This is a genomic window from Streptomyces sp. SL06 (genome assembly GCF_058244745.1).
Genome location: NZ_JBSYOT010000002.1, coordinates 1,478,035 through 1,504,754, shown reverse-complemented (window position 1 = coordinate 1,504,754; position 26,720 = coordinate 1,478,035). Strand labels below are relative to the sequence as shown.

Sequence of the window (26,720 nt, the reverse complement as noted above, 5' to 3'; positions counted from 1 at the left end):
ACGTGAGGGCATGACACCAAGGTCCGACCGCATCCCGTCGGCCGCCGCCGCACCGGGCCGGCCACCGGCCCACACGGTCGCCGTCGTCGTCCCCGAACCGGCGGACGCCGTGCCCCTCGTCGAGCGGCAGCCGCCCGGGGCGCGGATCGTGCTCGTCTGCCGGCGCCACGGCAGCAAGGACGCCCGCGGCGCGGCCGACCGGGCCCTGGCCGGGGCCGCCGCGCGCGGCTGCGACACGTCCGGCGGCGTCAGGGTGCTCAGGGAGAGCGCCGCGGACCCGGTGGCGGCCCTCCTCGGCGAACTGCGGGACATCGCTCCCGAGCGGCTGCACACGCTGGACCCCGACCCCGTACACGTCTCGGTCGACGAGGCGAAGGGCATGCCGGTGTACGACGAGCCCCCGGGCCACGCGGAGTTCGCCGCCGCCGCGCTCGCCGCGGCCGGTGCGTGGCAGCGGGAGAGCGGGCTGCCGCTGTACGTCGAGTGCCACCGCGCGCGAACCGGCCCGGGATCCGGCGCCGGCGCTGCCCGGCGGTATCCGGCGCCCGCGAACTGGCTGTCCGCCGGCTTCGACGGCCGGCTGACCGCGTTCCTGCCGACGGCCGCCGGCGTGGTCACCTGGTGGGAGGAGACGCCCGGCGGCCCGTGGGCCGGGCCGTGGACCGTGGAGGGCGGCGGCCTGGTGCCGGGTCTCACCGTGGTGCCGGACCCCTACGGGCTGCCGCACCTGTTCGGCCTGCGCCGCAGCGTGGGCGGTGGCGGCGAGGTGACGGTCGAGATCGTGCACGCCGCCCAGTACCGCACCGGGCAGGTCACACCGTGGCACACGCTGGGCGGACCGAACTTCGGCGCGTGGCGCAAGGGGCGGGAGGTCGGCTTCCCCGCCGCCGCGTTCGACGCGTCCGGCAACCTGTTCGTCTTCGCCCGCAACTTCGGGCACAGCATCAGTTGCCGCTCCCGCTCCACCGACGGCGCGTGGTCGAAGTGGCAGCACCTGGGCGGCACCCGGGTCGCCGACGACCTCGTCGCGGTGACCGCGTCGGACGGCGGCGTCGAGGTCTACGCACGGGCCCGTGACAGCGCTTCGGTGGTCCGCTGGTGCTCCGAGGGGGACGAGGGCTGGGCCGAGGCCGGGACACCGCCGTTCACCCCGCTCCCGGGCACGCTCGCGCCCGCCCCCGAACCGGGCGCCGTCCTCTTCCGCGACCTGCACTCCGGCCGGGCGCATCTGTGGCGTCCGGGCGCGCGGGCGGCCTGTCCGCTCGGCGACACCGACGGGACGGGCCCGCTCGCCGCGGTGCGGGGAGTGCGCGTGGACGGCTCGCCGCACTCCCTGCTCGTCCGCCCGGGACCCGGCGGCACCTGCTCGGTGGGCGCCTATCCGGAGGGCCGGCCGGAGGACGGGGTGCGGTGGCAGGACCTGGGGTGCGGCTCCGCGCACGGCGCGGCGTCCGCCGCGGTGAGCCGGTCCGGGCACCTTGCCGTGGCGTCCCGGGCGCCCGGGACGCTCCTGAGCGTGAGCCGCCGTACCGGTGACGAGAGCGGGCTCGCCTTCGGTGAGTGGCGGCCCGCGGCGGGACCCGCCTGACACCCCGCCTGACCCGGAAAGAGGGCCCCCGCACACCGCGGGAGCCCTCTTCGCACGGGTCGGAGTCCGGCGCGGCTACGCCGGGACCGAGGCGACCCCCGGGGCCAGGAACCGCCTTCCGGCGGCGCGCTCGGAGACGCCCTCGCGGTCCAGGTACGGCGTGATGCCGCCCAGGTGGAAGGGCCAGCCGGCGCCGGTGATCAGGCACAGGTCGATGTCCTGGGCCTCGGCGACGACGTGCTCGTCGAGCATGAGGCCGATCTCCTGGGCGACCGCGTCCAGGACACGCGCCCGTACCTGCTCCTCCGTCAGGACGGTGTCGCCCTGCTTGAGGAGCGCGGCGACCTCCGGGTCCAGCTCGGGCCTGCCGCTGTCGTAGACGTAGAAGCCGCGCTTGCCCGCCTCGACGACCGCCTTGAGGTTCGGGGAGACCGTGAAGCGCTCGGGGAAGGCCCCGTTGAGGGTCTCCGAGACGTGCAGGCCGATCGCCGGGCCGACCAGCTCCAGCAGGACCAGCGGAGACATCGGGAGGCCGAGCGGCTCCACCGCCTTCTCCGCGACGGCGACCGGGGTGCCCTCGTCGATGACGTTCTGGATCTCGCCCATGAAGCGGGTCAGGATGCGGTTGACCACGAACGCCGGGGCGTCCTTGACCAGTACCGCGGTCTTCCGCAGCTTCTTGGCGACGCCGAACGCCGTGGCCAGCGCGGCGTCGTCGGTCTGCTCGCCGCGGACGATCTCCAGGAGCGGGAGGACCGCGACCGGGTTGAAGAAGTGGAAGCCGACGACCCGCTCGGGGTGCTTGAGCTTCGACGCCATCTCCGAGACGGAGAGGGAGGAGGTGTTGGTGGCGAGGATCGCGTGCGCCGGGGCGACCGCCTCGACCTCGGCGAACACCTTCTGCTTGACGCCCATCTCCTCGAAGACCGCTTCGATGACGAAGTCGGCGTCCGCGAAGCCCTCGGCCTTGTCCAGGACGCCGGTCACCAGGGCCTTGAGGCGGTTGGCCTTGTCCTGGTCGACGCGGCCCTTGCCGAGCAGCTTGTCGATCTCGGCGTGGACGTAGCCGACCCCCTTGTCGACGCGCTCCTGGTCGATGTCCGTGAGGACGACCGGGACCTCCAGGCGGCGCAGGAAGAGCAGCGCGAGCTGGGAGGCCATCAGGCCGGCGCCGACCACGCCCACCTTGGTGACCGGGCGGGCCAGCGACTTGTCCGGGGCGCCGGCGGGGCGCTTGCCGCGCTTTTGCACCAGGTTGAAGGCGTAGATGCCGGCCCGCAGTTCGCCGCCCATGATCAGGTCGGCGAGGGCCCGGTCCTCGGCGTCGTAGCCCTGCTGGAGGTCGCCGTTCTTGGCGGCGGCGATGATGTCCAGGGCGCGGTAGGCGGCCGGGGCGGCGCCGTGCACCTTGCCGTCCGCGATGAGGCGGCCCTTCGCGACGGCCTGGTCCCAGGCCTCGCCGCGGTCGATCGCCGGACGCTCGACGGCGATCTCGCCCTTGAGGACGGACGTGGTCCACAGCAGCGACTGCTCAAGGAAGTCGGCGCCCTCGAAGATCGCGTCCGCGATGCCGAGTTCGTAGACCTGCCCGCCCTTGAGCTGCCTGTTCTGGTTCAGGCTGTTCTCGATGATGACCGAGACGGCCTTGTCCGCGCCGATCAGGTTCGGCAGCAGCGTGCAGCCGCCCCAGCCGGGCACGAGGCCCAGGAAGACCTCGGGGAGCGAGAACGCCGGGATGGCCGCCGACACCGTGCGGTAGGTGCAGTGCAGGCCGATCTCCACGCCGCCGCCCATGGCGGCGCCGTTGTAGTACGCGAAGGACGGCACGGCCAGCTTGGAGAGGCGCTTGAGTACGTCGTGGCCGCCCTTGCCGATGGCCAGCGCGTCCTCGTGCCGCTTCAGCAGCTCGACGCCCTTGAGGTCGGCGCCGACCGCGAAGACGAACGGCTTGCCGGTGACGCCGACACCGACGATCTCGCCGGCCGCGGCCTCCTTCTCGACCCGGTCGATCGCGGCGTCGATGTTCGCCAGCGACTGCGGGCCGAGCGTGGTCGGCCTGGTGTGGTCGTGGCCGTTGTCCAGGGTGATCAGCGCGAAGCGGCCGGCTCCCTGGGGCAGGTCGAAGTGGCGTACGTGCGCCTGGGTGACGACCTCGCCGGGGAACAGCTCGGCCGCACCCTTCAAAAGCTCTGCGGTGGTGCTCACTTGTCCCCCTCGAAGTGCGGGTTCTCCCAGACGACCGTCGCGCCCATGCCGAAGCCGACGCACATGGTGGTCAGGCCGTAGCGGACGTTCGGCTGCTCCTCGAACTGGCGGGCCAGCTGCGTCATCAGCCGGACGCCGGAGGAGGCCAGCGGGTGGCCGAAGGCGATGGCGCCGCCGTACTGATTGACGCGCGTGTCGTCGTCGGCGATGCCGTAGTGCTCCAGGAAGGCGAGGACCTGGACGGCGAAGGCCTCGTTGATCTCGAACAGACCGATGTCGGAGATGGACAGGCCCGCCTTGGCGAGGGCCTTCTCGGTGGCCGGGATCGGGCCGTAGCCCATGACCTCCGGCTCGACGCCCGCGAAGGCGTAGGAGACGAGGCGCATCTTGACCGGCAGGCCGTTCTCGCGGGCGAAGTCCTCGCTTGCGATGAGGGAGGCGGTCGCGCCGTCGTTCAGACCGGCCGCGTTGCCCGCGGTGACCCGGCCGTGCACCCGGAACGGCGTCTTCAGACCGGCCAGGTTCTCCAGCGTGGTGCCCGGACGCATCGGCTCGTCGGCGGTGACCAGGCCCCAGCCCGTCTCGCCGGCCTCCTCGTTGGTGCGGCGCACCGAGATCGGCACCAGGTCGGCCTGGATCCGGCCGTTGGCGTACGCCTTGGCGGCCTTCTCCTGCGAGCGCACGGCGTACTCGTCGGCGCGCCGCTTGGTGATGCTCGGGTAGCGGTCGTGCAGGTTCTCCGCGGTCATGCCCATGAACAGGGCGGACTCGTCGACCAGCTTCTCGCTGACGAACCGCGGGTTCGGGTCCACGCCCTCGCCCATCGGGTGCCGGCCCATGTGCTCGACACCGCCCGCGACGGCGATGTCGTACGCGCCGAACGCGACGGAGCCGGCCACCGAGGTGACGGCGGTCAGGGCGCCCGCGCACATGCGGTCGATCGAGTAGCCGGGGACCGAGGTGGGCAGGCCCGCCAGGATGCCGGCGGTGCGGCCGATGGTCAGGCCCTGGTCGCCGATCTGCGTGGTCGCGGCGACGGCGACCTCGTCGATCTTCTTGGGGTCGAGACCGGGATTGCGGCGCAGCAGCTCCCGGATCGCCTTCACGACCAGGTCGTCGGCGCGGGTCTCGTGGTAGATGCCCTTCGGGCCCGCCTTGCCGAACGGGGTGCGGACGCCGTCTACGAAGACGACGTCCCTGACGGTACGAGGCACGATGGCTCTCCTCCAGGGTGCGGGATGGCACTGCTGCGGCACGCATGCACTGAGCGCGCGCTCAGCCCCATGCTACTTGTGGGTAACGTAGCTGCCCAGTCCCCCCGGCGGGAGCGGCGAACGTCACACCGTCGGCCCACCGTTCCCTCCTGGTTCTTGGCCGGAACTCGCCGCCGCGCGCGCCCAGGACTCCCGGAGCCTAGGACTCCTCCTGGGGCTCCTTCTGGTTCAGCGCCGTCACCAGTACCGGCGTCACCTGTGCCACCTGCCAGGGCCGGGCCCCGTGTCCGGTGAGCGCCGCGCTCACGGACTCCGCGTCGACGATCGCGGGCGGCTCCCAGCAGACCCGGCGCACCGTGTCGGGCGTGATCAGGTTCTCCTGCGGCATGTTCAGCCGCTCGGCCAGCGCGGTCACCGCCGCCCGCGCGGCGGACAGCCGGGCCGCGGCGGCCGGGTCCTTGTCGGCCCACGCCCGCGGCGGCGGGGGACCGGTCACCGCCTGGCCGGGCTGCGGCAACTGCGACTCGGACAGCGCCCTGGCCCGGTCCACCGCCACCTGCCACTGCTCCAGTTGCCGGCGGTTCACCCGCCCGAACCCGTGCAGCGCGGCCAGCGCGTGCGCGTTGGGCGGCAGCGCGAGTGCGGCCTCGACGATGGCGGCGTCCCCGAGCACCTTGCCGGGGAGACGTCCCGGCGCTGCGCGATCCGGTCCCTGGTCTGCCACAGCTCCCGCACGACGGCGAGCTGGCGGCGCCGGCGCACCTTGTGCATGCCGGAGGTGCGGCGCCAGGGGTCCTTGCGGGGCTCGGCCGGCGGGGCGGAGGCGATCGCGTCGAACTCCTGCCTGGCCCACTCCAGCTTGCCCTGCCGGTCCAGCTCCTTCTCCAGCGCGTCGCGCAGGTCGACCAGCAGCTCGACATCGAGCGCGGCGTAGCGCAGCCAGGGCTCGGGCAGCGGGCGGGTCGACCAGTCGACGGCCGAGTGGCCCTTCTCCAGGACGAAGCCCAGGACGTTCTCCACCATCGCGCCCAGGCCGACGCGCGGGAAACCGGCCAGTCGCCCGGCCAGCTCGGTGTCGAAGATCCGGGTGGGCACCATCCCTATTTCCCGCAGACACGGCAGGTCCTGGGTGGCCGCGTGCAGTACCCACTCCGCGTCGGAGATCGCCGCGCCCAGCCCGGACAGGTCGGGACAGGCCGCCGGGTCGATCAGTGCGGTCCCGGCGCCCGCGCGGCGCAACTGCACCAGGTACGCGCGCTGGCCGTAGCGGTAGCCGGAGGCGCGCTCGGCGTCGACGGCGACGGGGCCGCTGCCGGCGGCGAAGGCGGCGGTCACCTCTGCGAGGGCGGTCGCGTCGGCGATCACCGGTGGCACACCCTCGCGTGGTTCGAGCAAGGGGGTCGGCGCCTGACTCGCAGAAGATCCGGCGTCGTCCGGAGGGGCGCCTCCGGTGGTTCGCAGTGAACGGTCTGCTGCGGTTTCGTGGGCGTCGGTCACCTGTCAAGGGTATCGGTGGATCGACGGCGCCCGCCGACGGAACGTTCCGTCGGCGGGCGCCGGGGGGTCGTAAACCAGTCAGGCCGGTGGGAGACCGGCTCCATGGAGGGGAAACGGAGGAGAGGGGGAGGAGAGGGAAAGGAGAGGGGGAGGGGAAGGGGCGGGGTCGGGACGGTCAGTGGATGATGCCGGTGCGCAGCGCCACCGCGACCATCCCGGCGCGGTCGCCCGTGCCGAGCTTGCGCGCGATGCGGGCCAGGTGACTCTTGACGGTCAGGGCGGACAGGCCCATGGAGACGCCGATCGCCTTGTTCGACTGGCCCTCCGCGACCAGCCGCAGCACCTCCACCTCGCGGCCGGACAGCTCGCGGTAACCGCCCGGGTGGCTCGGGGCACCCGGGGGACGGCGGTGGTGCAGGCGGGCCGCCGCGGCTCCGATGGGGGCGGCGCCCGGCCGGGTGGGGAGCCCGACGTTGGTACGGGTGCCGGTGACGACGTAGCCCTTGACGCCGCCGGCCAGGGCGTTGCGCACGGCGCCGATGTCGTCGGCGGCGGACAGGGCGAGGCCGTTGGGCCAGCCCGCGGCGCGGGTCTCCGACAGCAGGGTCAGACCGGAGCCGTCGGGGAGATGCACTTCTGCGACGCAGATGTCGCGGGGGTTGCCGATGCGGGGACGAGCCTCCGCGACGGACGAGGCCTCGATCACGTCGCGCACACCGAGCGCCCACAGATGGCGGGTGACGGTGGAACGGACGCGCTGATCGGCCACGACCACCATGGCGGTCGGCTTGTTCGGGCGGTAGGCGACCAGGCTTGCAGGCTGCTCGAGGAGAACGGACACCAGGCCTCCTGGGGTTCGGGACGGGGCCGGCTCGTGGGGGTGAAGCCGGGACGAACCGTGCTTTCAAGGTCACAGTCGTCTTCGGCACCGAACCCGTCCTCCTTTAGAGAAAGATCACGATCTGGTGAGTAACAATCCGAGCAAATCGGACACGCGGTCGATCATTCGAAGATCGAACGGGTCCGCACTTTGTCGATACGAGACCGAAAGTGGCTGTGTCGACAAAGTGACGGAACGTTTCCCGGGCCGGACGAGCCCGGGTGACGAGACAGGAGGGAAGAGACAGGTGGGAAGAGGGAACGGGAGGAGAGGAAGCGGGGGAAGCGGGCAGGGCTCAGCGGGACTGCGGGCCCCGCCGCTGCGGCAGCGTGACGATCGACGCGTCGCCCGGCGCGGCCGGCGGCAGACCCGCGACCTGGGCCAGCAGGTCGCACCACGCGATGAGATGCGCCCCGGTGTCCGGGACACCGCCCAGGCCCTCGCGCGGAGTCCAGGACGCCCGGATCTCGATCTGCGAGGCCGACGGGCGCGCCGAGAGCCCTCCGAAGTAGTGGGAACTCGCCCGCGTGACGGTGCCGCTGGGCTCGCCGTACGTCAGCCCGCGCGCCTGGAGCGCGCCGGTGAGCCAGGACCAGCACACGTCCGGCAGCAGCGGATCCGCGGCCATCTCCGGTTCCAGCTCGGCCCGCACCAGCGTCACCAGCCGGAAGGTGCCCCGCCAGGCGTCGTGACCGGCCGGGTCGTGCAGCAGCACCAGCCGGCCGTCCGCGAGGTCCTCCTCGCCGTCGACGACCGCGGCCTCCAGCGCGTACGCGTACGGGGCGAGCCGCTGTGGCGCGCGCGTCGCCTCCACCTCGATCTGCGGCCGCAGTCGCGCGGCCCTCAGCGCCTCGACGGCGGCCGCGAAGGGCGGCGGTGCCGTATCTCCCGTATGCCGGGCGTCCTCCTCGGTACCCTTCGGTTCGTCCATTCCGCCAGCGCCGTCCGACAGTCGTCCCTGAGCCGCAGCCATGCGGGGAACATTAAGCGGAACGACGGCTCGGCGCAGGGAGGGACACCCGCGTGCGGGCGCGATGTCCGGATCACGCGGTCCCGTGAGGGCGTGCGGGGGCCGCCCCACCCGTGGTCGGGCGCCGTCCCGGGGGCATGCGAGACTTGCCGGTGTGAGTGCCAACCAGAGCCCCGCGGGCAAGCAGCCGACCGCCACGTACGACTCCGCGTTCCTCCGCGCGTGCAGGCGTGAGCCGGTGCAGCACACCCCCGTGTGGTTCATGCGGCAGGCCGGGCGCTCACTGCCGGAGTACCGCAAGGTGCGCGAGGGCATCCCGATGCTGGAGTCCTGCACCCGCCCGGAACTGGTCGCCGAGATCACCCTCCAGCCGGTGCGCCGGCACGGGGTGGACGCCGCGATCTACTTCAGCGACATCGTGGTCCCGCTCAAGGCCATCGGCGTCGACCTCGACATCAGGCCGGGCGTCGGCCCGGTCGTCGAGAAGCCGATCCGCACCCGCGCGGACCTGGCCCGGCTGCGCGACCTCACCCCCGAGGACGTCTCCTACGTCACCGAGGCCTTCGGCCTGCTCACCCGGGAGCTGGGCGCCACCCCGCTGATCGGCTTCGCGGGCGCGCCGTTCACCCTCGCGAGCTACCTCGTGGAGGGCGGTCCGTCCCGCAACCACGAGCACACCAAGGCCCTCATGTACGGCGACCCGCGACTGTGGGCCGACCTCCTGGACCGGCTGGCCGACATCACGGCCGCCTTCCTCAAGGTGCAGATCGAGGCGGGCGCGAGCGCGGTCCAGCTCTTCGACTCCTGGGTCGGAGCCCTGTCGCCCGCGGACTACCGCCGCTCGGTGATGCCGGCCTCCCGCAAGGTCTTCGAGGCCGTCGCCGGGTACGGCGTGCCGCGCGTCCACTTCGGCGTGGGCACCGGCGAACTGCTCGGGCTCCTGGGCGAGGCCGGCGCGGATGTCGTCGGCGTCGACTGGCGCGTCCCGCTGGACGAGGCCGCCCGCCGGGTCGGCCCCGGCAAGGCGCTCCAGGGGAATCTGGACCCGGCCGTCCTGTTCGCCGGCCCGCAGGCGGTCGAGGCCAAGGCCCGTGAGGTTCTGGACGCGGCGGCGGACCTGGAGGGCCATGTCTTCAACCTCGGCCACGGCGTCCTGCCCACCACCGACCCGGACGCGCTGACCCGCCTCGTGGAGTACGTGCACACGCGGACCGCGCACTGAGGGCCCGTCAGATCTGAACCCCCGCAGCCCCGTTGCCGGGTCGCGGCCGAGCAGGGGCGGCCCCGGGCCGACCACGTGCGGCGCGGCGCGCGGCGACCGGGCCGATGCCGTGCCCGGCCGGCTCCCCGGCGGACCCGGCCACCCGCAGCCCCGCCGACCAGCCGGTGAACTCCCGTACCCGGCCCGCGGCTTCGGCCGGCCGGTCCGCCGGCAGCTCGCCGGCGTCCACCCCGGCGGCGACGGACCGGCCTCCGTCGTGCTCTTCGCGGCCGTCAACTCCACCCCGGCAACCCGTCCCGTCATCGGCGTACGCGCCTTTCGGATGACATTTTTTGGTATAGACCAAGCCCTCGCGTGTTCAGGTTAACCAGGCCTGTCAAGAGGGGGAAGCGGCGCCGGGGAGCGGTAACTCGGCAGTGCGGGAGGGGTGTTGACACCGCCACTTGGTCTAGTCCATTGTGAGGCGCAAGTTCGGCGAGGGACGCATGCGACACCAGTTTCCGCGCCGGACGCCTGCCGCCGCCGGGCTGCGAAGACCGCTCCCGCGGCGACGACTTCCGTACGACGACTTCCGTGACGACCGCCCCGGACGAGACGACCATTCCGGATGAGTGCGCGGACCGGGCGACCCCGGAGCCGGGAGAACCCCGTCCCTCCGAGCCGCCCTCGTCGCCCCGCTCCCGCCCCGGACGCGAGCGGGCCCCCGCTGCCCCCATCGACCTCATGTGCGACGGCCCGACCCCCGTCGTACACACCGCCGTTGCCCGCACCGGGCGACGGCGAGGATCTGGAGCACCACATGGTGACGCCCGAACCCCACCTCTACCGAGCCCCGTCGGACCTGCCCTACTTCAGCGCGGACGCCGACACCTACCTGGCCCGCACGCAACTGCGCGACCTCGACAAGACACGACCGCTGCGGGTGCTGTCCGAGGAGGACTTCGCCCACTGGCAGACGTACGGCTACGTCGTCGTCAGACAGGCGGTACCCGCCGACTCTGCGCGCCGACTGCTCGACTTCGCCTGGGAGTTCCAGGGCCTCGACCCGGACCGCCCCGACACCTGGTACGAGGAGCGGGAGTACCGCAGCGACCTCGACCGGGAACTGCACATCTACGGCTTCGTCGAGGCGTACCACCACCAGCTCATCTGGGACAGCCGCCAGGCGCGGCGCGTCTACGACGCCTTCGTCGACGTGTGGGACTGCGAGGAGCTGTGGGTCACCCTGGACCGGCTCAACCTCAACCCGCCCAACACCGGCAACCGCGACCGCGCGCTCATCGACAAGCCGGACCGCGGCTTCGACATCGAGCTGCACTGGGACGTGGACACCTCCCTCGGCGTGCTGCCCCAGCGGGTGCAGGGCATCATCGCGCTCAACGACACCAAGCCGGACCACGGCGGCTTCCAGTGCTGCCCCGAGCTGTTCCGCCGCTTCGACCGCTGGAGGGCCCTCCAGCCGGACGACCGGGACCCGATCCGGCCCGCGATCGACCGCGACGACATGCCCGTCGTACGGCCCGACCTGGAGGCCGGCGACCTGCTCATCTGGAACGGCCTGCTGGCCCACGGCGTCGCGCCCAACGTCTCGGGCGACGGCGTGCGCGCCGTCCAGTACCTGTCGATGATGCCCGCCCTGGAGACCCACCGGACGCTGCGCGACTCCCGCGTCGACTCCTGGCGCACCCTCGCCACCCCCGACTGGAACGCCACCCTCCTCGGCGACGCCCGCCGGCCCGAGTCCGAGCGCTACGGACCGGCCGAACTGACCGAACTGGGCGCCAGACTGCTGGGCCTGAAGTCCTGGCACCCGGACTCCCGCACCGACCAGGACGAGGCCACCGGGGACGCCGCATGCGCAGCATCTGCCTGACCCTGCCCACCAACCGGCACTGCCCGGACACCATCGCGGCCGTCGGCGGGGAAGCGGCGTACGCAGCCGACCACTTCGGCACCGATGTCCATCTCCTGGTCCTCGACTCCTGCCCGCCACCGGACCGCGCCGCCCACGCCGAGGCCCTGCGCCGCCTGCCCGCACACCCCCGGGTCACCGCGCACCACCTCGACGAGGCCGCCCAGCGCGACTTCCTGCGACGGGTGACGGCACACTCGGGCGGCGCCAAGCCCGACCTGCTGCTGGACCTGATGCTCCCGGACGGCCTGTCCTACGGCGCCTGCACCAACCGCGCCTTCCTGATCGCGGCCGCCCTCGGCTGCGAGTCCGTCCACCGCAGGGACTCCGACAGCCGCTACCAGAGCGTCGACGGCCGTACCGTCTTCCCCGTCCACCACGAACTGCTCTCCCTCGGCAGACGCGCCGCCGACGCCGTGCCCCGCGTCACCGAGTCGGACCTGCCCGCGACTCTCCTGGAGCGGCGGGTCGCCATGGCGGGCGGCTCCTTCGTGGGCGAACTCTCCGTGGACATAGCCGGGATACGCGACGCCGACCCCGCCGTCTACCACCAGGTCGTCTCGCTGTGGGCGCCCGAGCACTGGTCCGCCGAACGCAAACGGGAACTGGTCGAGGAGTCCTTCCTCGGCGCGGGCACCGAACCCTTCGCGGCCGACCACTCGCTGCTGACGGTCGTCGACCCGATGCGCGTGGACATGTGCAACATCGCCTTCCACGGGGACACCGTCTGCGAACGGGTGCCGCTGCCGCCCGCCCGCGACACCATCGGCAGCGACTACTTCCTGATCCACCTGGTGCACGACGCCCGGCTGCCCGGAGTGCTGCACAACCGGAACATCGTCAACTACCACACCGGCGAACGCAGGACGGGACCCGGCTTCCTCGCCTACCAGACCCGCTTCGCCAAGTTCCTCCTGTCGATGCTCTACTTCCACTTCGTCTACGACCGGATGGCCGAGGCGGGCGACGGGCTGCTGGACGAACACGGCCGGGCCCGCCCCTCGGCCGTGGCGGCGCTGGCCCGCGAGAGCACCGGCCTCGACCCGGCGGAGAACGTCCGCCGGCTCGACACCCTCGACGCCGCCTACCGGCGACTGGGCGGCCGGTACGCCGAGTTCGCCGACCTCCTGGCCACCCGGCGCGAGCGCCTCCTCGACGAGGCACGCGGCGACATGGCGGACTTCGCGCTGCTGACCGAGGCGTGGGCGGGACTGGTCGGCGCGGCCAGGGCCACACCCCTGGCCCCCGTGTCCGGGCGGCCGGGGTGAACGCGGCGCCGAGCGCGGGGCTCAGCGAGCCCCTGGCCGCCGCCCTCGCCGCCGCCACCGAGGACCGGATCGTCTACGACCTGGCCGGCATCGAGCGGCGCCACGACACCCTGCGCCGCGAACTACCCGGCGTCGAGGTGCGGTTCGCGATGAAAGCCTGCCCGCTCGACGAGATCCTCGGCGCCCTGGCGCGCCGCGGCGCCGGCGTCGACGCGGCGAGCCCCGGCGAGGTGGAGCAGGCGCTGCGGGCCGGGGTGCCGGCCGGGCGCGTGCACTACGGCAACACCGTCAAGTCCGACCGGAACATCGCCGAGGCGTACCGGCTGGGCGTCCGCACCTTCGCGACCGACAGCCTCCAGGACGTGGCCGCCCTGGCCGCCCACGCCCCCGGCTCCCGGGTCTTCTGCCGGGTGGCGACCGGCGGGGCGGGTGCCGTGTGGGGGCTGAGCAACAAGTTCGGCTGCCCGCCCGGCGACGCCGTCCGTGTCATGGAACGGGCCCGCGACGCCTCACTGGTGCCGGCCGGCCTGTCCGTGCACGTCGGCTCCCAGCAGATGACGGGCGAGGCGTGGCACGGCGCCCTGGAAGTCCTCGGCGACGTGCTGCGCGCACTGGGCCGGCGCGGCATCCGCGTCGACCACGTCAACCTCGGCGGCGGGCTGCCCGCGCTCGGCTACCGCGACCGGCACGGCACGCCCCTCGACCCGCCGCTTGACAAGATCTTCGCGGTGATCCGGGAGGGGACCGACGCGCTGCGCCGGATCCACGGCGGCCCCCTGGAGTTCGTCATCGAACCCGGCCGGCACCTCGTCGCCGACCACGGGGCGATCCGCGCCCACGTCGCCCGCCTCGCCGAACGCCGCGGCCCGAACGGCGAGCGGCGGTACTGGCTGTACCTGAGCTGCGGCAAGTTCAACGGGCTGTACGAGATGGACGCGCTGCAGTACCCGCTGGTCTTCCCCGGCCACACCGAAGGCCCCCGGGTCCCGGCCGTCGTCGCGGGACCCACCTGCGACAGCGACGACGCCTATTCCCACCGGGAGGGACTGGTCCCGGTGCCCGAGGCGCTGACCTCGGGCGACCCGGTCTGGGTGCTGTCCTGCGGCGCGTACGCCACCAGCTACACCACCCAGGGCTTCAACGGCTTCGCCCCGCTCCCGTACGCCTGGGCCGACCGCCCGGAGGGGACCGGCGCCGATGGCTGAGACCGTGCGCGTACGCCCCCTCGCCGACCGGGACTGGGACGCCGTGGTGGCACTGGAGCGGGACGCCTACGCCGGCCTCGGCCTGTCGGAGGGCCGCACCGCGCTGCGGTCCCGGGCGGCGGCGTCGCCGGACACCTGCTTCGTCGTCGACCTCGGCCCCCGCACCGCCGGCTACGTACTGGCGCTGCCCTACCCGCCCCACCGCTACCCGGACCTGGGGCGGGCGGAGGACGCCGCGACCGCGTTCCCGCCCGGGAACCTCCATCTGCACGACCTCGTCGTGGCGCCCGACCTGCGCCGCAGGGGGCTGGCCCGGCACCTCCTGCACCACCTCGCCGGCACCGCCCGAGCGCGCGGGGACGAGCGGATCTCCCTGGTCGCCGTGGCGGGCACCGAGCCCTTCTGGTCGGCGCGCGGCTTCGTGCCGCACCCGGGGACCGTGCCCCCCGGCGCGTACGGCGGGCAGGCCCTCTACATGTCCAGGCCGGTGCCGCACCACCGGACCGCCCCGTCCCCTCCCCGCTCCCTGCGCGAAGTGAGCTGATGCGCGTGCCCCGCCTCCACGACCCCTTCCGCCGCGGCCAGTTGGCGATCGCCGCGCTGTTCCTGTCGCTCGGCTTCCAGTACGCCACCTGGGCCGCGCGGATCCCGGCCATCAAGACCGACCTGGACCTGACCGCGGCCGAGGTGGGGGTGCTCCTGATGGCCGCGGGCGTCGGCGCCGCGGTGTCCTTTCCCCTGGTGGCCTGGCTGATGCGGCGCCTGGGTTCGCGGCGCCTCGCCCTGCTGTCCCAACTGGGCCTTGCCCTGCTGCTGTTCGCCCTGGCGGCGGCCCCGGACTATCCGACGGCCCTGCTGGTGATGTGCGCCGACGGGGTCCTCGTCGGCTGTCTGAACGTGGCCATGAACGCGCAGGGCGCGGCCCTGGAGACCCGCTACGAGCGCAACACCATGGCGAGGCTGCACGCCACCTTCAGCGCCGGCTCCCTGCTCGCGGCCCTGCTCGCCTCCGGCATGACCGCCGCGACCGGCTCGGTGGCCGCGCACTTCGCCGTGGCGGTCGCCCTGCTCGCCGTACTGGGCGCGTCCGCGCGGACGGGCCTGCTCGACGACGACACACCGGCCGCCGGGGCCGGCCCCGGCGCCCCGGCCGAGCCGAAGCCGCGCCGCCGCTGGAATGTCCCCGCCCGCCCGACCCTGTGGATGTGCTGCGCCATGGTCTTCGGCACGGTCGCCGAGGGAGCCATGAACGACTGGTCCGCCCTCTATCTGAAGGACATCGCCGAGGCGTCCGCGGAACTCGCGCCGCTGGGCATCGCCGTGGTGTCCTCCATGATGGTCGTGGCCCGCCTCTTCGCCGACAACTGGCGGGCCCGCTGGGGCGACGGACGCGTCGTCCTCCTGGGCAGCGCGGTGGCCGGTACCGGTCTCGCCGCCGCCCTGGTCGGCGGCGGCGTCGCCCCGGCCCTCGCCGGCTTCGCCTGCATGGGCCTCGGCATCGCGGCCGTGACCCCCTGCGTCTACGCCGCCGCGGCCCGGCAGGGCTCGGACGCGCTGACCCTGGTCGCCGCCATGGGCACCACCGGCCTGCTGGCCGGCCCGCCGCTCATCGGGTTCGTCGCGGGCGCGAGCGACCTGTCGTGGGGCATGGGCGCCGTGGCCGCGTCGGCGATCGCCGTCGCACTGTGCAGCACCCGCATCCGCTGGACCCCGGTGCCCGCCGTCCCGGACGAGGCGGCCTCACCCGCCTGAGCGTGCCCCGGCCGGCGCTCACCACCCCGGGCGGGCCCGCCGGCCGAACAGCAGCCCGCGCGGCTGCGGCGGGGGAGGGGTGCCCCGCCGCAGCGGCCAGGCGATCAGCATGCCGACGACGAAGCCGACGACATGGGCCACGTACGCCACGGTGCCCGCGTCGGAGACCGCCCCGCCGTACGAGTAGACCGCCTGGAGGCCGAACCAGGAGCCCAGCACGATCCAGGCCGGCAGGCGCAGCGGCAGGAAGACGAGGAAGGGGACGAGGACCCACACGCGGGCTCTCGGATACAGCACCAGATAGGCGCCGAGCACCCCGGCGATCGCGCCGGACGCGCCGATCAGCGGGTCGTTCGAGCCGGCGTTGAGGAGGGCGAAGCCATAGGTTGCCGCATAGCCGCAGACGCCGTAGAAGAGCAGGTAGCGCACGTGGCCCATCCGGTCCTCGACGTTGTTGCCGAAGATCCACAGGAAGAGCATGTTGCCCAGCAGGTGCAGCCAGCCGCCGTGCAGGAACATCGCCGTCAGGACGCTCAGCTCCGGGGACTTGTCGTAGTCCGGCGGGCCGACCACGCAGCCCGGCCCCTGCGGGCCGATCCCGGTGTCGCCGGTCGGCACCAGCCGGGGCATCCGGTGCTGGAGCAACTCCTGCGGCACCGCCGCGTAGCGGTCCAGGAAGGCCTGGAGATGACACAGCTGCGCGAGAGAACCGTCGCCCGTCGCGGACCCCGCCATGCCCGGGGTGAACAGGAAGACCAGGACGTTCGCGAGGATCAGGGCGTACGTCACCCACGCGGTGCGCCGCGCCGGGTTCACGTCATGGACGGGGATGACCACGAGACACTACTGCCCACCTGACGGCCCGTGAACCGGTTCGCCCCTTGAACGCCGCCGTCCGTGTGTACGTATGCCCTCTCGACCGCCCGCTGCCCGGGGAAGGCGGGGCGCGGACACGACGTGAGGATCAGGCGATGAACGAACGGGTCACACCGGCACCGGCGATGCACGCCCTGCCCGACGGCGAGGCCGAGGTCGCTCTCGTGCTGCACCTGCCCTGGGAGGACGTGGCCAGGCTCGGCCAGGAGGCCGGGCGGCTGGCCGCGCAGATGCAGCGGCCGGTGACGCTGGACGAGGCGGTCAGCCACCGGCTGCGCTCCACGCGGGGTGCCGCGCACGCAAGGCCGGCCGGTGAGCAGCCGGGCGCGGCGAGTCCTCCGGCCCCCGTGACCGCCCCGGCGCCGGTGTCCGCGCCCGCGTCGGTGTCCAGCCCGGGGTCGGTCTCGTCCCTGCCGTCGCGGCCCCCGGCCGAGCAGGCACGGCAGGCCATCGACCGGATCAACGGGACCGCGTAGTCGGCGCCCTCAGCCCCGCTGCTCCACCGCCTTCGCCGCCTTGCGCGCGGCCACCAGTACCGGGTCCCACACCGGTGAGAAGGGCGGCGCGTAGCCGAGGTCGAGGGCCGTCATCCGGTCCACCGTCATCCCGGCCGTGAGGGCCACCGCGGCGATGTCGACCCGCTTGCCCGCGCCCTCACGGCCGACGATCTGCACACCGAGCAGACGGCCGGTGCGCCGCTCGGCCAGCATCTTCACCGTCATCGGGGAGGCGTTCGGGTAGTAGCCGGCGCGGCTGGTGGACTCGATGGTGGCCGTCACGAAGCGCAGCCCCGCCCGCAGCGCGTCCTTCTCGCGCAGTCCGGTCCGCGCGATCTCCAGGTCGCACACCTTGCTGACCGCCGTGCCGACCACGCCCGGGAACGTGGCGTAGCCGCCGCCCGCGTTGGTGCCGATGACCTGCCCGTGCTTGTTGGCGTGCGTGCCGAGCGGGATGTGCCGCTGCTGTCCTGAGACCAGGTCGAGCACCTCCACGCAGTCGCCGCCGGCCCAGATGTCCTCGTGGCCGCGCACCCGCATGGCCCGGTCGGTCAGCAGTCCGCCGTGCGCGCCGAGCGGCAGACCGGCGGCCCCGGCGAGCCCGGTCTCGGGGCGTACGCCGATGCCGAGCACCACCACGTCCGCGGGGAACTCGGCGTCCTCGGTGGCCACCGCCCGGACCCGGCCGTCGTCGCCAGTCAGCACCTCGGTGACCTCGGCACCGTTCACCATGGTGATGCCCAGGCCCGTCATGGCCTCGTGCACCAGGCGGCCCATGTCCGGATCGAGCGTCGACATCGGCTCCCGGCCGCGGTTGACGACCGTCACCCCGTAGCCGCGGTTGATCAGCGCCTCGGCCATCTCCACGCCGATGTACCCGGCGCCGACGACCACCGCGTGCCGCCCGCGCGTGCGCGTCAGCGTGTCGATCAGCGCCTGCCCGTCGTCCAGCGTCTGCACCCCGTGCACGCCGGGCGCGTCGATTCCCGGCAGCCGCGGACGGACCGGGCGGGCACCGGTCGCGATCACGAGCTTGTCGTACGAAGTCCAGGACTGCGCCCCCGAATCGACGTCCCGCGCGCGCACCCGCCCGCCGGCCACGTCGATCTCCGTGACCTCGGTCCGCGTCCGCAGGTCGATGCCGCGTGCGCGGTGCTCCTCGGGCGTCCTGGCGATCAGCTGGTCCCGGTCGGCCACGTCACCGCCGACCCAGTACGGGATGCCGCACGCCGAGTACGAGCTGAAGTGACCGCGCTCGAAGGCCACGATCTCCAGCTCGGCCGGGTCCTTCAGCCGCCGTGCCTGCGACGCCGCGGACATTCCCGCGGCGTCGCCGCCGATGACGACCAGTCGCTCCCTCGCACTCATGCTCATGCGAACACGCTACGCGGGCGGGGCATTTCGGTCCCGCGCGCCGGGCTCCCCGTGCTGTGCCCCGTGTTGTGCGGGGCGGCGCGGCAGCCGCGGCCGTACGACCCGCAGCCACAGCAGTGCCAGCAGCGCCGCCACCACGGCGAACGGCAGTACCGCGCCGAGCACCACGGCCACCCAGCGCAGCATCGTCACGAAGGCGTGCCAGCCGCCGGACAGCGCGTCCGTGAACCCGGGGCCGCCGTCCTCCTCCTGCTCCGCCCGCACCGCCGAGGGCTGGGACAGGGACAGGGTGATGGTGGCCAGGCTCGTACGGTCCTTCAGGGCCGCCTGCCGGGCGAGCAGCGACTCCAGCTCCGCCTGGCGGGTGCTCAGTTCGCCCTCCAGGGCCACCACGTCGCTCAGCTGCGTCGCCCGGTCCATCAGCGCGCGGACGCGGGCCACGCTGGCGCGCTGCGACTTGACGCGGCTGTCCACGTCCACCACCTGGTCGGTGACGTCCTCGGCCTTCGCGCTGCGCTGGAGCAGTTTTCCGGCGCCCTCCAGCTCGGCGAGCACGTCGTCGTAGCGCTCCACGGGCACGCGCAGCACCACCTCGGTCCGCTCGTGGCCCGCCGCGTCCCGGGTGGTGGTCTCGTCGCCGACGTAGCCGCCGGCGCTCTCGGTCGCGGTGCGGGCCGTGCCGAGCGCCTTGGCGGTGTCCTCGACCCGCACGCTCAGGGAGACGGTGCGGATGATGTGGGCGGGGGCGAGCTTCGGCGGCGCGCTCGCCGCGGTGCCGTCGGCCCGGCTCTCACCGGCCGCCCCGGGCCGGCCGTCCGCCGGGGAGTCCGCCTGGGAGTCCGCCCCGGACGCGGCGTCCTGGGCGGCGCCGCGGGCCGCGTCGTCTCCGCCGCCCGCCCCGCTGCACCCGGTCAGGGCGAGCGCCGCGGCCAGCAGCAGGCCGGCCAGGGCGTGGGCGGAAGGCGCGGACCGTCGTGGCGCCGAACGCCGTGGTGCTGCTCGTCGTGCCTGCATCGTGGATCCCCCCGGGAGTCGTGACAGCTGACGCTTCTACGACGCGCGAAGGGGCGCGGACGACGGCGCGGAACGGTTCCGAAGAGATCACGGTCCGGACTCGCGCACCGCCCGGGACCTGTGTACCCGGCCGCGGGGCCACCCGGCCCCCGGGTTTTGCCGACGGGATCTGAGACGCTGGGGCCATGTGCGCAAGCGAGAGTCCCGCGGGCGAGATCCGCGTGGACACGGGACATGTCGTCGTCGTCGGAGCCGGCATCGCCGGACTGGCCGCCGCCCACCGACTGCTGGAGCGCGGCGCCCGGGTGACCGTACTGGAGGCGTCGGACCGGGTCGGCGGCAAGCTGCTGTCCGGCGAGATCGCCGGAGTGCGTGTCGACCTCGGCGCCGAGTCCCTGCTCGCCCGCCGCCCCGAGGCCGTCGGCCTGGCCCGCGAGGTGGGCCTCGCCGAGCGCCTGCTGCCGCCGGCCACCGCGTCGGCCGCCCTGTGGACCCGCGGCGCCCTGCGTCCCATGCCCAAGGGCCACGTCATGGGCGTCCCCGGCACCGCCGCCGCGGTGGCCGGCGTCCTCTCCGAGGAGGGCCTCGCCCGCGTCGAGCGCGACGCCGAGCTGCCCCGCACGGAGATCGGCGACGACGTGGCGGTGGGGGAGTACGTCGCGGCGCGCCTGGGCCGCGAGGTCGTCGACCGCCTCGTCGAACCGCTGCTGGGCGGCGTCTACGCGGGCGACGCGTACCGCATCTCCCTGCGCTCGGCCGTACCCCGGCTCTTCGAGGCCGCCCGCACCCGCGCCTCCCTCACCGAGGCGGTCCGCCACCTCCAGGGCCGCACGGCCACCTCCCCGCCGAGCGGCCCGGTGTTCATGGGAATCGAGGGCGGCGTCGGCACCCTGCCGCCCGCCGTGGCGCGGTCGGTGCGCGCGCGGGGCGGCGAGATCCTCACCGGGGCGCCCGTCACGGAGCTGCGCCGCACGGCCCCGGACGGCTGGCGGATCGTCGCGGGCGACCGGGTGCTGCACGCCGGCGCGGTCGTCGTCGCCGTCCCCGCCGGCCCCGCCGCGCATCTGCTGCGCGCCGAGGCGCCGGCCGCCGCGGCCGAGCTGACCGCCGTGGAGTACGCCTCCATGGCCCTGATCACCCTCGCCTACCGCCGCTCGGACGCCGCCGCGCTCCCCGGGGGCAGCGGCTTCCTCGTGCCGCCGGTCGACGGGCACACCATCAAGGCGGCCACCTTCGCCTCCCTCAAGTGGGGCTGGATCGCCGACGAGGACCCGGACCTGGTCGTCCTGCGCACCTCCGTCGGCCGGTACGGCGAGACGGAGGTCCTCGGCCGCGACGACGAGGCCCTCGTCGGTGTCTCCCGGCACGACCTGGAGCAGGCCACGGGACTGGCCGCCGAGCCCGTCGCCACCCGCGTCACCCGCTGGCGTGACGGCCTGCCGCAGTACCCCGTCGGCCATCACGCGCGCGTGGCCCGGGTACGCGAGCAGGTCGCCAAACTCCCGGGCCTCGCGGTGTGCGGCGCCGCGTACGACGGCGTGGGCATCCCGGCGAGCATCGCGAGCGCGTACGCGGCCGTGGACCGGCTCCACGGGGACCTGGAAGGTGTGCAGGAACTCACCGGCGACCCGGTGCGGAGCCTCCAGCGGGGAGCGGGAGAATAGGGCCATGAGTGACGACGACACCACCCCCGCCGCCGACCGGATCCCCAACAAGGGCAAGCTGGCCAAGGACCTCAACGAGGTCATCCGCTACACCCTCTGGTCCGTCTTCAAACTCAAGGACGTGCTGCCCGAGGACCGCGCGGGCCACGCCGACGAGGTCCGGGAGCTGTTCGACCAGCTCACGGCCAAGGGCGTGACGATCCGCGGCACCTACGACGTGTCCGGCCTGCGCGCCGACGCCGACCTCATGATCTGGTGGCACGCCGAGACCGCCGAACAGCTCCAGGAGGCGTACAACCTCTTCCGCCGCACCCGGCTGGGCCGCGCGCTGGAGCCGGTCTGGTCGAACATGGCGCTGCACCGCCCCGCCGAGTTCAACCGCTCGCACATCCCGGCCTTCCTCGCCGACGAGCAGCCCCGCGCCTACGTCAGCGTCTACCCGTTCGTGCGCTCCTACGACTGGTACCTGCTGCCCGACGAGGACCGCCGCCGCATGCTCGCCGACCACGGCAAGATGGCCCGCGGCTTCCCGGACGTGCGCGCCAACACGGTGCCCTCGTTCTCCCTCGGCGACTACGAGTGGATCCTCGCCTTCGAGGCCGACGAACTGCACCGCATCGTCGACCTCATGCGCCACCTGCGCGGCTCCGAGGCCCGGCTGCACGTCCGCGAGGAGATCCCGTTCTACACGGGACGCCGCAAGGACATCGCGGAGCTGGTGGCCGGGCTGGCCTGACCGGCGCGGGCGCTCGCCCGGCCGGCCCGGTCAGGCCCCCGGCGCGGTCGCGGCCCTCGGCCTCGGTGCCGCCCTCCCGGCGCAGGACGCGTCCCGCGCCGGGAGGCGGCCCTCCAGCAGGTACGCCTCCAGGTGGCCGTTGACGCAGGCGTTCGGACCGCCGCCGATGCCGTGCGTACCGGCGTCCCGCTCGGTCACCAGCACCGAACCCGAAAGCCGCCGGCGCAGCTCAAGCGCGCCGTCGTAGGGAGTGGCCGCGTCCCGCTCGGCGGCCAGGATCAGCGTCGGCGGCAGCTCGCCTGGGCCGGTGCGCACGTCGAGGGGCCGCTGCCGGGGCGCCCGCCAGAAGGCGCACGGCAGGTTCGTCCACACGTTGTCCCAGGTCTCGAACGGCGCCCGGCGGGCCAGCCGCGTGTTGTCCCGGTCCCAGACCCCGAAGTCGGTCGGCCAGGGCGCGTCGTTGCACTCGACGGCCGTGTACACGGCGTTGGAGTTCTCCGCCCCGACGGCGTCCTCCTCGGTGCGCGTCCCCACCTGGTCGACCAGCGGCCGCGGATCCCCCTTCAGATACGCCGACAGCGCCTCGGCGCGGTGCGGCCAGTAGTCGTCGTAGTACCCGGCCCGCAGGAAGGCGCCCTGCAACTGGGCCGGCCCCACGGTGCCGCCCGCGGGCTCCGCCGCCAGCCGGGCGCTCGCCTCCTCGTAGCCGCGCTGCACCTTCCCCGGCGTGTCCCCGAGCGCGTACACGTCGTCGTGCTCGGCGATCCACTCCTTGAAGTCGTCCCAGCGGTCCTCGAAGGCCTCCGACTGGCCGAGGTTGTTGCGGTACCAGACCCGCCCGGGGTCCGGGTTCACGGCCGAGTCGAACACCATCCGCCGCACATGGGACGGGAACAGCCCGGCGTACAGCGTCCCCAGGTAGGTGCCGTACGACGCGCCCATGAAGGTGAGCCGCCGCTCGCCCAGCGCGGCCCGCACGACCTCCAGGTCACGGGCGTTGTTGAGGGAGTGGTAGTGCCGCAGCGCGTCCCCGGCCCGCTGCGCGCAGCCGCGCGCGTAGGCCTCGGCCTCGCTCGCGCGCTCCTTCTTGTACGCGTCCGAGGGCTGTGTCGGGGCCGGCCGGGGCCCCTTGAAGAAGTCCCCGGGGTCCTGGCAGGAGAGCGGCGCGGAGGGCGCGACGCCGCGCGGGGCGTATCCGACGAGGTCGTAGGCGGCAGCGATCCGCTTCCACTCGGGCACCATGCCGACCAGCGGGAAGTACAGCCCCGAGCCGCCCGGACCGCCCGGGTTGAAGAGGAGGGCGCCCTGGCGGGGCACCTTGTGCTTGTCGTTGTCCGGGTCCTTGTGCGTGGCCGGCACCCGGCTGACGGTGAGCCGGAGCTGCTCCCCGCCGGGGTGCGCGTAGTCCAGGGGCACGGCGACCGTGCCGCAGCGCACGGCGGCCGGCAGGTCCTCCGCCTCGGGACATGGGCCGAAGGTGATGCCGGCCGCCGCCGCGCGCTCGGCGGCCACGGCGGTGCCGTGCGCCTCGGCGGCTCCGGGGGTCCCCGCGGTCGCCTGCGCCGGGGCGGCGGTGAGGGTGGACAGCAGCAAGGACCCGGCGGCCGAGTAGAGGGCGGCAGCTCGCATCGCGTATCCCTTCGGTGCACGGCGTGACACCAGGGATGTTTCGTCCGGCGGCCGGGCGGGGCAAGCACCGCCCGCGGGTGTCGGCGCCGAGTGCCTCCGCACGCCCCCCGGCGCGTCGGCGCCGGTGCGTCAGGACCGGCGCCCGCGGTGCTCCTCGGCGTACTCCTCGCGATGGGCGAAGGCCGCCCGCAGATCCGGTTCGCCGACCGCGTGGACGCCGCGCACGGCGACCGAGGTGAGGTAGGCACGGTCGTCCGCCGTGCCGTCGGCCTGCCGGACGAGGGTGCCGATCAGCCGCTGCCCGGCGGGGGAGGCCCAGCGCGAGTACGGGTGGACCTCCATCCGCGAGATGGCCAGGCACCCCAGGGTCAGGGCGAGCGGCAGCGCGAACCACAGGGCGATCAGCGGGCGCGGCTGGCCGGCGGGCAGGGGCAGCGCCAGTGCGGCGGCGCCCAGCGCGCACACGGCCACCGCGGCGCACCGCACCCGGCGGACCCCGGCCGCGATGCCACCGGCGCCGCCGTCCGGTACGGCGAGACCCGCCCCGACCAGCCGGTCGGCCAGGCCCCGTACCGCGTCGGCGGTGGCCGCGGCGGCCCGTACGGGCGCGATCCGGGACTGTCCCTTGGGCCCTATCGCCCCTATGACCGACCGCTCCATCTCGTCCCGCCCGCACGGATCGACGACGGTCGCCCAGCCGGTGTGCGCGAGCAGCAGCCGGCGCCGGCGCGCCATGGAGACCAGCGTCAGGTCGGCGACCCGCCGGGGGCCGCCGGACAGGAACGCCGCCTCGTACAGCGTCAGCGCGTGCTCACGGCCGACGGTGTGCCGGTCGACGGCCGCCGCGCGCACGGCGGCCAGGCACAGCCGCGTGCACGCCAGGCCGGCGACGGCCCAGGCGGGCACGAGCAGGACGACCCAGAACATGCCGTACTTCTATGCCAAGGGCCTTCTCCGGCGCCATGCCCTGTTCACATTCCGGGACACGGTGTGTGAGCGCGTGACGTTCCGCTCGTGCCGTACGGCGGTGCCGCCGTGCCCGGTTCAGCGGCGCAGCAGTACCCGCCGGGTCGCACGGGCCAGCCGGACCGCGGGGCGCCGCGAGGGCGGAACGGGCCCGGACCGCTCCAGCCACCACTGCCGCAGCTCCCGCCGCACCCGGGCCTCCAGCGGACGGCCGCCGCGCAGCAGGTGCTCCACGAAGTCGAGGGCGTCCCGCCGGTGGCCGCCGGTCAGCGGGGACGTTTGGGCGTGGGCGAGGAAGGCCGGCCGGTACTGCGCACCGAGGATCACCGGCAGTTCGGGCGCGACCTTGGCGACCACGTCCGCCCGCTTCCCGGCGAGCGCCCGCGCCTGCACCCCCAGCCGCACCCGGTCGAACCCCTCGGGCACGGGCGTCCGGGCGACCAGCGCGGACAGCAGCGCGGTCTGCGCGAGGCCGAGCCGCTGCCGTACGGCGTCACCGGCGCCGGACCGCTCGGGCACGGCCCGCCGCGAGGCCGCCGGGTCCGCCTGCGCGGGCGCCCGGCCCGACCGTCCTCGCGCGACGGCGACCCGGATCGCCTCCACCTCGCCGGCCAGCTCCTCGGCCGTGGGGAAGTTCTCGTCGCGCTCCAGCAGGACGCCCGGCGGTGCCACGCGCGAGGCGAGGTCGGTGAGGATGTCGAGCACCGGCCGCGGGACCGGGTGGGCGTGGCTGTCGTGCCAGACGCCGTCCCGCTCGAAGCCGCCCGCGACATGGACGTAGGCGATGGCCTCCAGGGGCAGTTCGGCGAGCGCCGCGGCCGGGTCCTCGCCGCGGTTGACGTGGTTGGTGTGCAGATTGGCCACGTCGATCAGCAGCCGCACCCCCGTCCGGTCGGCCAGCTCGTACAGGAACTGGCCCTCCGTCATCTCCTCGCCCGGCCAGGAGATGAGCGCCGCGATGTTCTCCACGGCGAGCGGCACGGGCAGCGCGTCCTGCGCGACGCGGACGTTCTCGCACAGCACGTCGAGGGCGTCGCGGGTGCGTGGCACGGGCAGCAGGTGACCGGCCTCCAGGACCGGGGAGGCGGTCAGCGACCCGCCCGCCCGGACGAACGCGATGTGCTCGGTGACCAGCGGCGACCCCAGTGCCCCGGCCCGTTCGGCGAGCGCCGCCAGCCGCCCGGCGTCCGGCCGCCCGGCACCGCCGAGCCCGAGCGAGACCCCGTGCGGCACGACGGTCACCCCGCGCTCGCGCAGCCGCAGCAGCGAGTCGGGCAGATGGCCGGGGCAGAGGTTCTCCGCCACGGCCTCCACCCAGTCGATGCCGGGCATCCGCTCGACGACATCGGCGATCTCCGGACGCCAGCCGATACCGGTCCCCAGTCGCTCCATGGTTTAGTCCCCCCTCACGCGCACATGCCGGAGATATCGCCCGCCCGGCCCGTCCCGAACCCCGGGGAGGGCGTCTTCAGAGCTACATCTGAGGTTCGCGGGCGGCAGCGGCCGGCTACGGGGTTCCCCGCCGCAGCGCCGGGTGGTCCGCCACCACCGTGCACGAGCCCGGCGCGATCTCCGTGAACCCGGCGTCGCGCACGACCGGCAGACCGCTCGTGGTGAGGCCGCCCCAGCGGGCCGGGTCCGCGGTGCGCACCGCCAGCGGGAAGCCCGCCTCGCGCCAGGCGGCCCGCGCCGTGTCGTCCAGACCCCACCAGGCGAGCTGCGCACCGTGGCCGGCCTGCGCCATCGCCTTGCCCGCCGACATGTCCAGGTCGGGGTTGAGCCAGAGCACCGGTGCCGAGGGGTCGGCGTCGCGCGGGGGCTCCGGGTCGTCGAGGTCGGTGCCGGAGACCTGGAGGCGGGCCAGGTCCCTGGGCCAGCCGTCCAGCGGGACCGGCGGGAAGACCCGCACCTCGGCCGTCCCGCCGGTGACGGTGATGCCGGGCAGCGCCTCGGCCCGCCGCCACTCGGCGCCGCGGGCCCGCCGTACGACCTTGCGGATGCGCGCGTCCTGCCAGTCCCGCACGGCCCCTGCCCACTCGCCGTCGCCGCGGGAGCGCTCGTCGCCGAGCAGCACCAGCACCGCGCGGGCCGCGCTCTCCAGCGCGTCGGTGCGGTGCGGGGGCGCCGCCCGCTCGACGCGGACGACCAGCGGCAGGACGAACTGCGGCGCGAGGTCGCGGTCGCCTGGCTCGGGACGGAAGGGGCTGTCGGTGACGGACGCCGTCGGATCGTTGCTCACACCCACCAGTGT

Annotated in this window: 21 protein-coding genes and 1 pseudogene; 10 read left to right on the top strand and 12 right to left on the bottom strand. The window is 74.2% G+C overall.

Annotated elements, in window-relative coordinates:
- The first annotated feature begins 10 nt into the window (after positions 1 to 10).
- The gene (locus tag AC4IHM_RS06665) at positions 11 to 1,588 is read left to right on the top strand and encodes a PLL family lectin (protein ID WP_490866165.1); all 1,578 of its coding nucleotides are present in this window, start codon (positions 11 to 13) and stop codon (positions 1,586 to 1,588) included.
- A 75-nt stretch (positions 1,589 to 1,663) separates the two neighbouring features.
- Here the strand turns inward: AC4IHM_RS06665 and AC4IHM_RS06660 are convergent, their stop codons facing one another.
- From AC4IHM_RS06660 to AC4IHM_RS06640, 5 genes and pseudogenes are all read right to left on the bottom strand, one after another.
- Complete coding sequence (locus AC4IHM_RS06660; RefSeq protein ID WP_490866164.1) at positions 1,664 to 3,793, bottom strand: 3-hydroxyacyl-CoA dehydrogenase NAD-binding domain-containing protein; 2,130 nt, start codon at positions 3,791 to 3,793, stop codon at positions 1,664 to 1,666.
- On the bottom strand, positions 3,790 to 5,007 hold the full coding sequence (locus AC4IHM_RS06655) for a thiolase family protein (RefSeq protein ID WP_490866163.1): 1,218 nt from the start codon (positions 5,005 to 5,007) through the stop codon (positions 3,790 to 3,792). Before AC4IHM_RS06655 ends, AC4IHM_RS06660 begins: the two co-directional genes overlap by 4 nt.
- A gap of 199 nt (positions 5,008 to 5,206) precedes the next feature.
- Positions 5,207 to 6,504: pseudogene (locus AC4IHM_RS06650) on the bottom strand (HRDC domain-containing protein).
- A gap of 175 nt (positions 6,505 to 6,679) precedes the next feature.
- Positions 6,680 to 7,345, bottom strand: coding sequence for a helix-turn-helix transcriptional regulator (locus AC4IHM_RS06645; RefSeq protein WP_490866162.1), 666 nt, complete (start codon positions 7,343 to 7,345; stop codon positions 6,680 to 6,682).
- A 334-nt stretch (positions 7,346 to 7,679) separates the two neighbouring features.
- Positions 7,680 to 8,357 (bottom strand): DUF3000 domain-containing protein, encoded by a 678-nt coding sequence (locus tag AC4IHM_RS06640; RefSeq protein WP_490866161.1) that lies wholly within the window; start codon positions 8,355 to 8,357, stop codon positions 7,680 to 7,682.
- 151 nt (positions 8,358 to 8,508) lie between these two features.
- On the opposite strand from AC4IHM_RS06640, the gene hemE reads away from it, so the two are divergent.
- From hemE to AC4IHM_RS06610, 6 genes are all read left to right on the top strand, one after another.
- Positions 8,509 to 9,576, top strand: coding sequence for a uroporphyrinogen decarboxylase (gene hemE, locus AC4IHM_RS06635; protein WP_490866160.1), 1,068 nt, complete (start codon positions 8,509 to 8,511; stop codon positions 9,574 to 9,576).
- Between the two features lie 799 nt (positions 9,577 to 10,375).
- Positions 10,376 to 11,449 carry a phytanoyl-CoA dioxygenase family protein gene (locus tag AC4IHM_RS06630; protein ID WP_490870775.1) on the top strand — a complete coding sequence of 358 codons (1,074 nt, stop codon included), beginning with the start codon at positions 10,376 to 10,378 and terminating at the stop codon, positions 11,447 to 11,449.
- Positions 11,431 to 12,756 carry a DUF6271 family protein gene (locus AC4IHM_RS06625; RefSeq protein WP_490866159.1) on the top strand — a complete coding sequence of 442 codons (1,326 nt, stop codon included), beginning with the start codon at positions 11,431 to 11,433 and terminating at the stop codon, positions 12,754 to 12,756. Before AC4IHM_RS06630 ends, AC4IHM_RS06625 begins: the two co-directional genes overlap by 19 nt.
- Entirely contained in the window at positions 12,753 to 13,961 is a 1,209-nt protein-coding gene (locus AC4IHM_RS06620; RefSeq protein ID WP_490866158.1) for a type III PLP-dependent enzyme, read from the top strand. The genes AC4IHM_RS06625 and AC4IHM_RS06620 overlap by 4 nt, the downstream gene beginning before the upstream one ends.
- On the top strand, positions 13,954 to 14,505 hold the full coding sequence (locus AC4IHM_RS06615; protein WP_490866157.1) for a GNAT family N-acetyltransferase: 552 nt from the start codon (positions 13,954 to 13,956) through the stop codon (positions 14,503 to 14,505). Before AC4IHM_RS06620 ends, AC4IHM_RS06615 begins: the two co-directional genes overlap by 8 nt.
- Positions 14,505 to 15,713, top strand: coding sequence for an MFS transporter (locus AC4IHM_RS06610; RefSeq protein ID WP_490866156.1), 1,209 nt, complete (start codon positions 14,505 to 14,507; stop codon positions 15,711 to 15,713). The genes AC4IHM_RS06615 and AC4IHM_RS06610 overlap by 1 nt, the downstream gene beginning before the upstream one ends.
- Before the next feature lie 18 nt (positions 15,714 to 15,731).
- Here the strand turns inward: AC4IHM_RS06610 and AC4IHM_RS06605 are convergent, their stop codons facing one another.
- Positions 15,732 to 16,550: a rhomboid family intramembrane serine protease gene (locus AC4IHM_RS06605; RefSeq protein ID WP_490866155.1), complete on the bottom strand. Its 819-nt coding sequence runs from the start codon at positions 16,548 to 16,550 to the stop codon at positions 15,732 to 15,734.
- A 134-nt stretch (positions 16,551 to 16,684) separates the two neighbouring features.
- Here AC4IHM_RS06605 and AC4IHM_RS06600 point away from each other — a divergent pair, with 134 nt between their 5' ends.
- Entirely contained in the window at positions 16,685 to 17,065 is a 381-nt protein-coding gene (locus tag AC4IHM_RS06600; RefSeq protein ID WP_490866154.1) for a hypothetical protein, read from the top strand.
- Between the two features lie 9 nt (positions 17,066 to 17,074).
- Here AC4IHM_RS06600 and AC4IHM_RS06595 read toward each other — a convergent pair whose 3' ends face one another.
- Both AC4IHM_RS06595 and AC4IHM_RS06590 read right to left on the bottom strand, forming a co-directional pair.
- Complete coding sequence (locus AC4IHM_RS06595) at positions 17,075 to 18,460, bottom strand: FAD-dependent oxidoreductase (protein ID WP_490866153.1); 1,386 nt, start codon at positions 18,458 to 18,460, stop codon at positions 17,075 to 17,077.
- Between the two features lie 9 nt (positions 18,461 to 18,469).
- Positions 18,470 to 19,474 carry a DUF4349 domain-containing protein gene (locus AC4IHM_RS06590; protein ID WP_490866152.1) on the bottom strand — a complete coding sequence of 335 codons (1,005 nt, stop codon included), beginning with the start codon at positions 19,472 to 19,474 and terminating at the stop codon, positions 18,470 to 18,472.
- Between the two features lie 185 nt (positions 19,475 to 19,659).
- Between AC4IHM_RS06590 and hemG the strand changes: the two genes are divergently transcribed.
- Both hemG and hemQ read left to right on the top strand, forming a co-directional pair.
- Positions 19,660 to 21,138: a protoporphyrinogen oxidase gene (hemG, locus tag AC4IHM_RS06585; protein WP_490866151.1), complete on the top strand. Its 1,479-nt coding sequence runs from the start codon at positions 19,660 to 19,662 to the stop codon at positions 21,136 to 21,138.
- A 4-nt stretch (positions 21,139 to 21,142) separates the two neighbouring features.
- Positions 21,143 to 21,874, top strand: a complete 732-nt coding sequence (gene hemQ / locus AC4IHM_RS06580; RefSeq protein ID WP_490866150.1) for a hydrogen peroxide-dependent heme synthase — start codon at positions 21,143 to 21,145, stop codon at positions 21,872 to 21,874.
- A 30-nt stretch (positions 21,875 to 21,904) separates the two neighbouring features.
- Here hemQ and AC4IHM_RS06575 read toward each other — a convergent pair whose 3' ends face one another.
- The 4 genes from AC4IHM_RS06575 to AC4IHM_RS06560 form a co-directional block, all read right to left on the bottom strand.
- On the bottom strand, positions 21,905 to 23,503 hold the full coding sequence (locus tag AC4IHM_RS06575) for an alpha/beta hydrolase (protein ID WP_490866149.1): 1,599 nt from the start codon (positions 23,501 to 23,503) through the stop codon (positions 21,905 to 21,907).
- 129 nt (positions 23,504 to 23,632) lie between these two features.
- On the bottom strand, positions 23,633 to 24,430 hold the full coding sequence (locus tag AC4IHM_RS06570) for a TIGR04222 domain-containing membrane protein (RefSeq protein ID WP_490866148.1): 798 nt from the start codon (positions 24,428 to 24,430) through the stop codon (positions 23,633 to 23,635).
- Between the two features lie 117 nt (positions 24,431 to 24,547).
- Positions 24,548 to 25,861, bottom strand: coding sequence for an MbnB/TglH/ChrH family RiPP precursor modification enzyme (locus AC4IHM_RS06565; protein WP_490866147.1), 1,314 nt, complete (start codon positions 25,859 to 25,861; stop codon positions 24,548 to 24,550).
- A 115-nt stretch (positions 25,862 to 25,976) separates the two neighbouring features.
- On the bottom strand, positions 25,977 to 26,708 hold the full coding sequence (locus AC4IHM_RS06560) for a peptidyl-tRNA hydrolase (protein WP_490866146.1): 732 nt from the start codon (positions 26,706 to 26,708) through the stop codon (positions 25,977 to 25,979).
- Positions 26,709 to 26,720: the final 12 nt, after the last annotated feature.

Excerpts from the sequence above, each read along its gene's own strand:
- AC4IHM_RS06595 (WP_490866153.1), bottom strand. The coding sequence starts at position 18,460 with ATGAGCATGAGTGCGAGGGAGCGACTGGTCGTCATCGGCGGCGACGCC.
- AC4IHM_RS06640 (WP_490866161.1), bottom strand. The coding sequence starts at position 8,357 with ATGGCTGCGGCTCAGGGACGACTGTCGGACGGCGCTGGCGGAATGGAC.
- AC4IHM_RS06565 (WP_490866147.1), bottom strand. The coding sequence starts at position 25,861 with ATGGAGCGACTGGGGACCGGTATCGGCTGGCGTCCGGAGATCGCCGAT.
- AC4IHM_RS06615 (WP_490866157.1), top strand. The coding sequence starts at position 13,954 with ATGGCTGAGACCGTGCGCGTACGCCCCCTCGCCGACCGGGACTGGGAC.
- AC4IHM_RS06665 (WP_490866165.1), top strand. The coding sequence starts at position 11 with ATGACACCAAGGTCCGACCGCATCCCGTCGGCCGCCGCCGCACCGGGC.
- hemG (WP_490866151.1), top strand. The coding sequence starts at position 19,660 with ATGTGCGCAAGCGAGAGTCCCGCGGGCGAGATCCGCGTGGACACGGGA.
- hemQ (WP_490866150.1), top strand. The coding sequence starts at position 21,143 with ATGAGTGACGACGACACCACCCCCGCCGCCGACCGGATCCCCAACAAG.
- AC4IHM_RS06625 (WP_490866159.1), top strand. The coding sequence starts at position 11,431 with ATGCGCAGCATCTGCCTGACCCTGCCCACCAACCGGCACTGCCCGGAC.
- AC4IHM_RS06600 (WP_490866154.1), top strand. The coding sequence starts at position 16,685 with ATGAACGAACGGGTCACACCGGCACCGGCGATGCACGCCCTGCCCGAC.
- AC4IHM_RS06570 (WP_490866148.1), bottom strand. The coding sequence starts at position 24,430 with ATGTTCTGGGTCGTCCTGCTCGTGCCCGCCTGGGCCGTCGCCGGCCTG.
- AC4IHM_RS06590 (WP_490866152.1), bottom strand. The coding sequence starts at position 19,474 with ATGCAGGCACGACGAGCAGCACCACGGCGTTCGGCGCCACGACGGTCC.
- AC4IHM_RS06575 (WP_490866149.1), bottom strand. The coding sequence starts at position 23,503 with ATGCGAGCTGCCGCCCTCTACTCGGCCGCCGGGTCCTTGCTGCTGTCC.
- AC4IHM_RS06610 (WP_490866156.1), top strand. The coding sequence starts at position 14,505 with ATGCGCGTGCCCCGCCTCCACGACCCCTTCCGCCGCGGCCAGTTGGCG.
- AC4IHM_RS06630 (WP_490870775.1), top strand. The coding sequence starts at position 10,376 with ATGGTGACGCCCGAACCCCACCTCTACCGAGCCCCGTCGGACCTGCCC.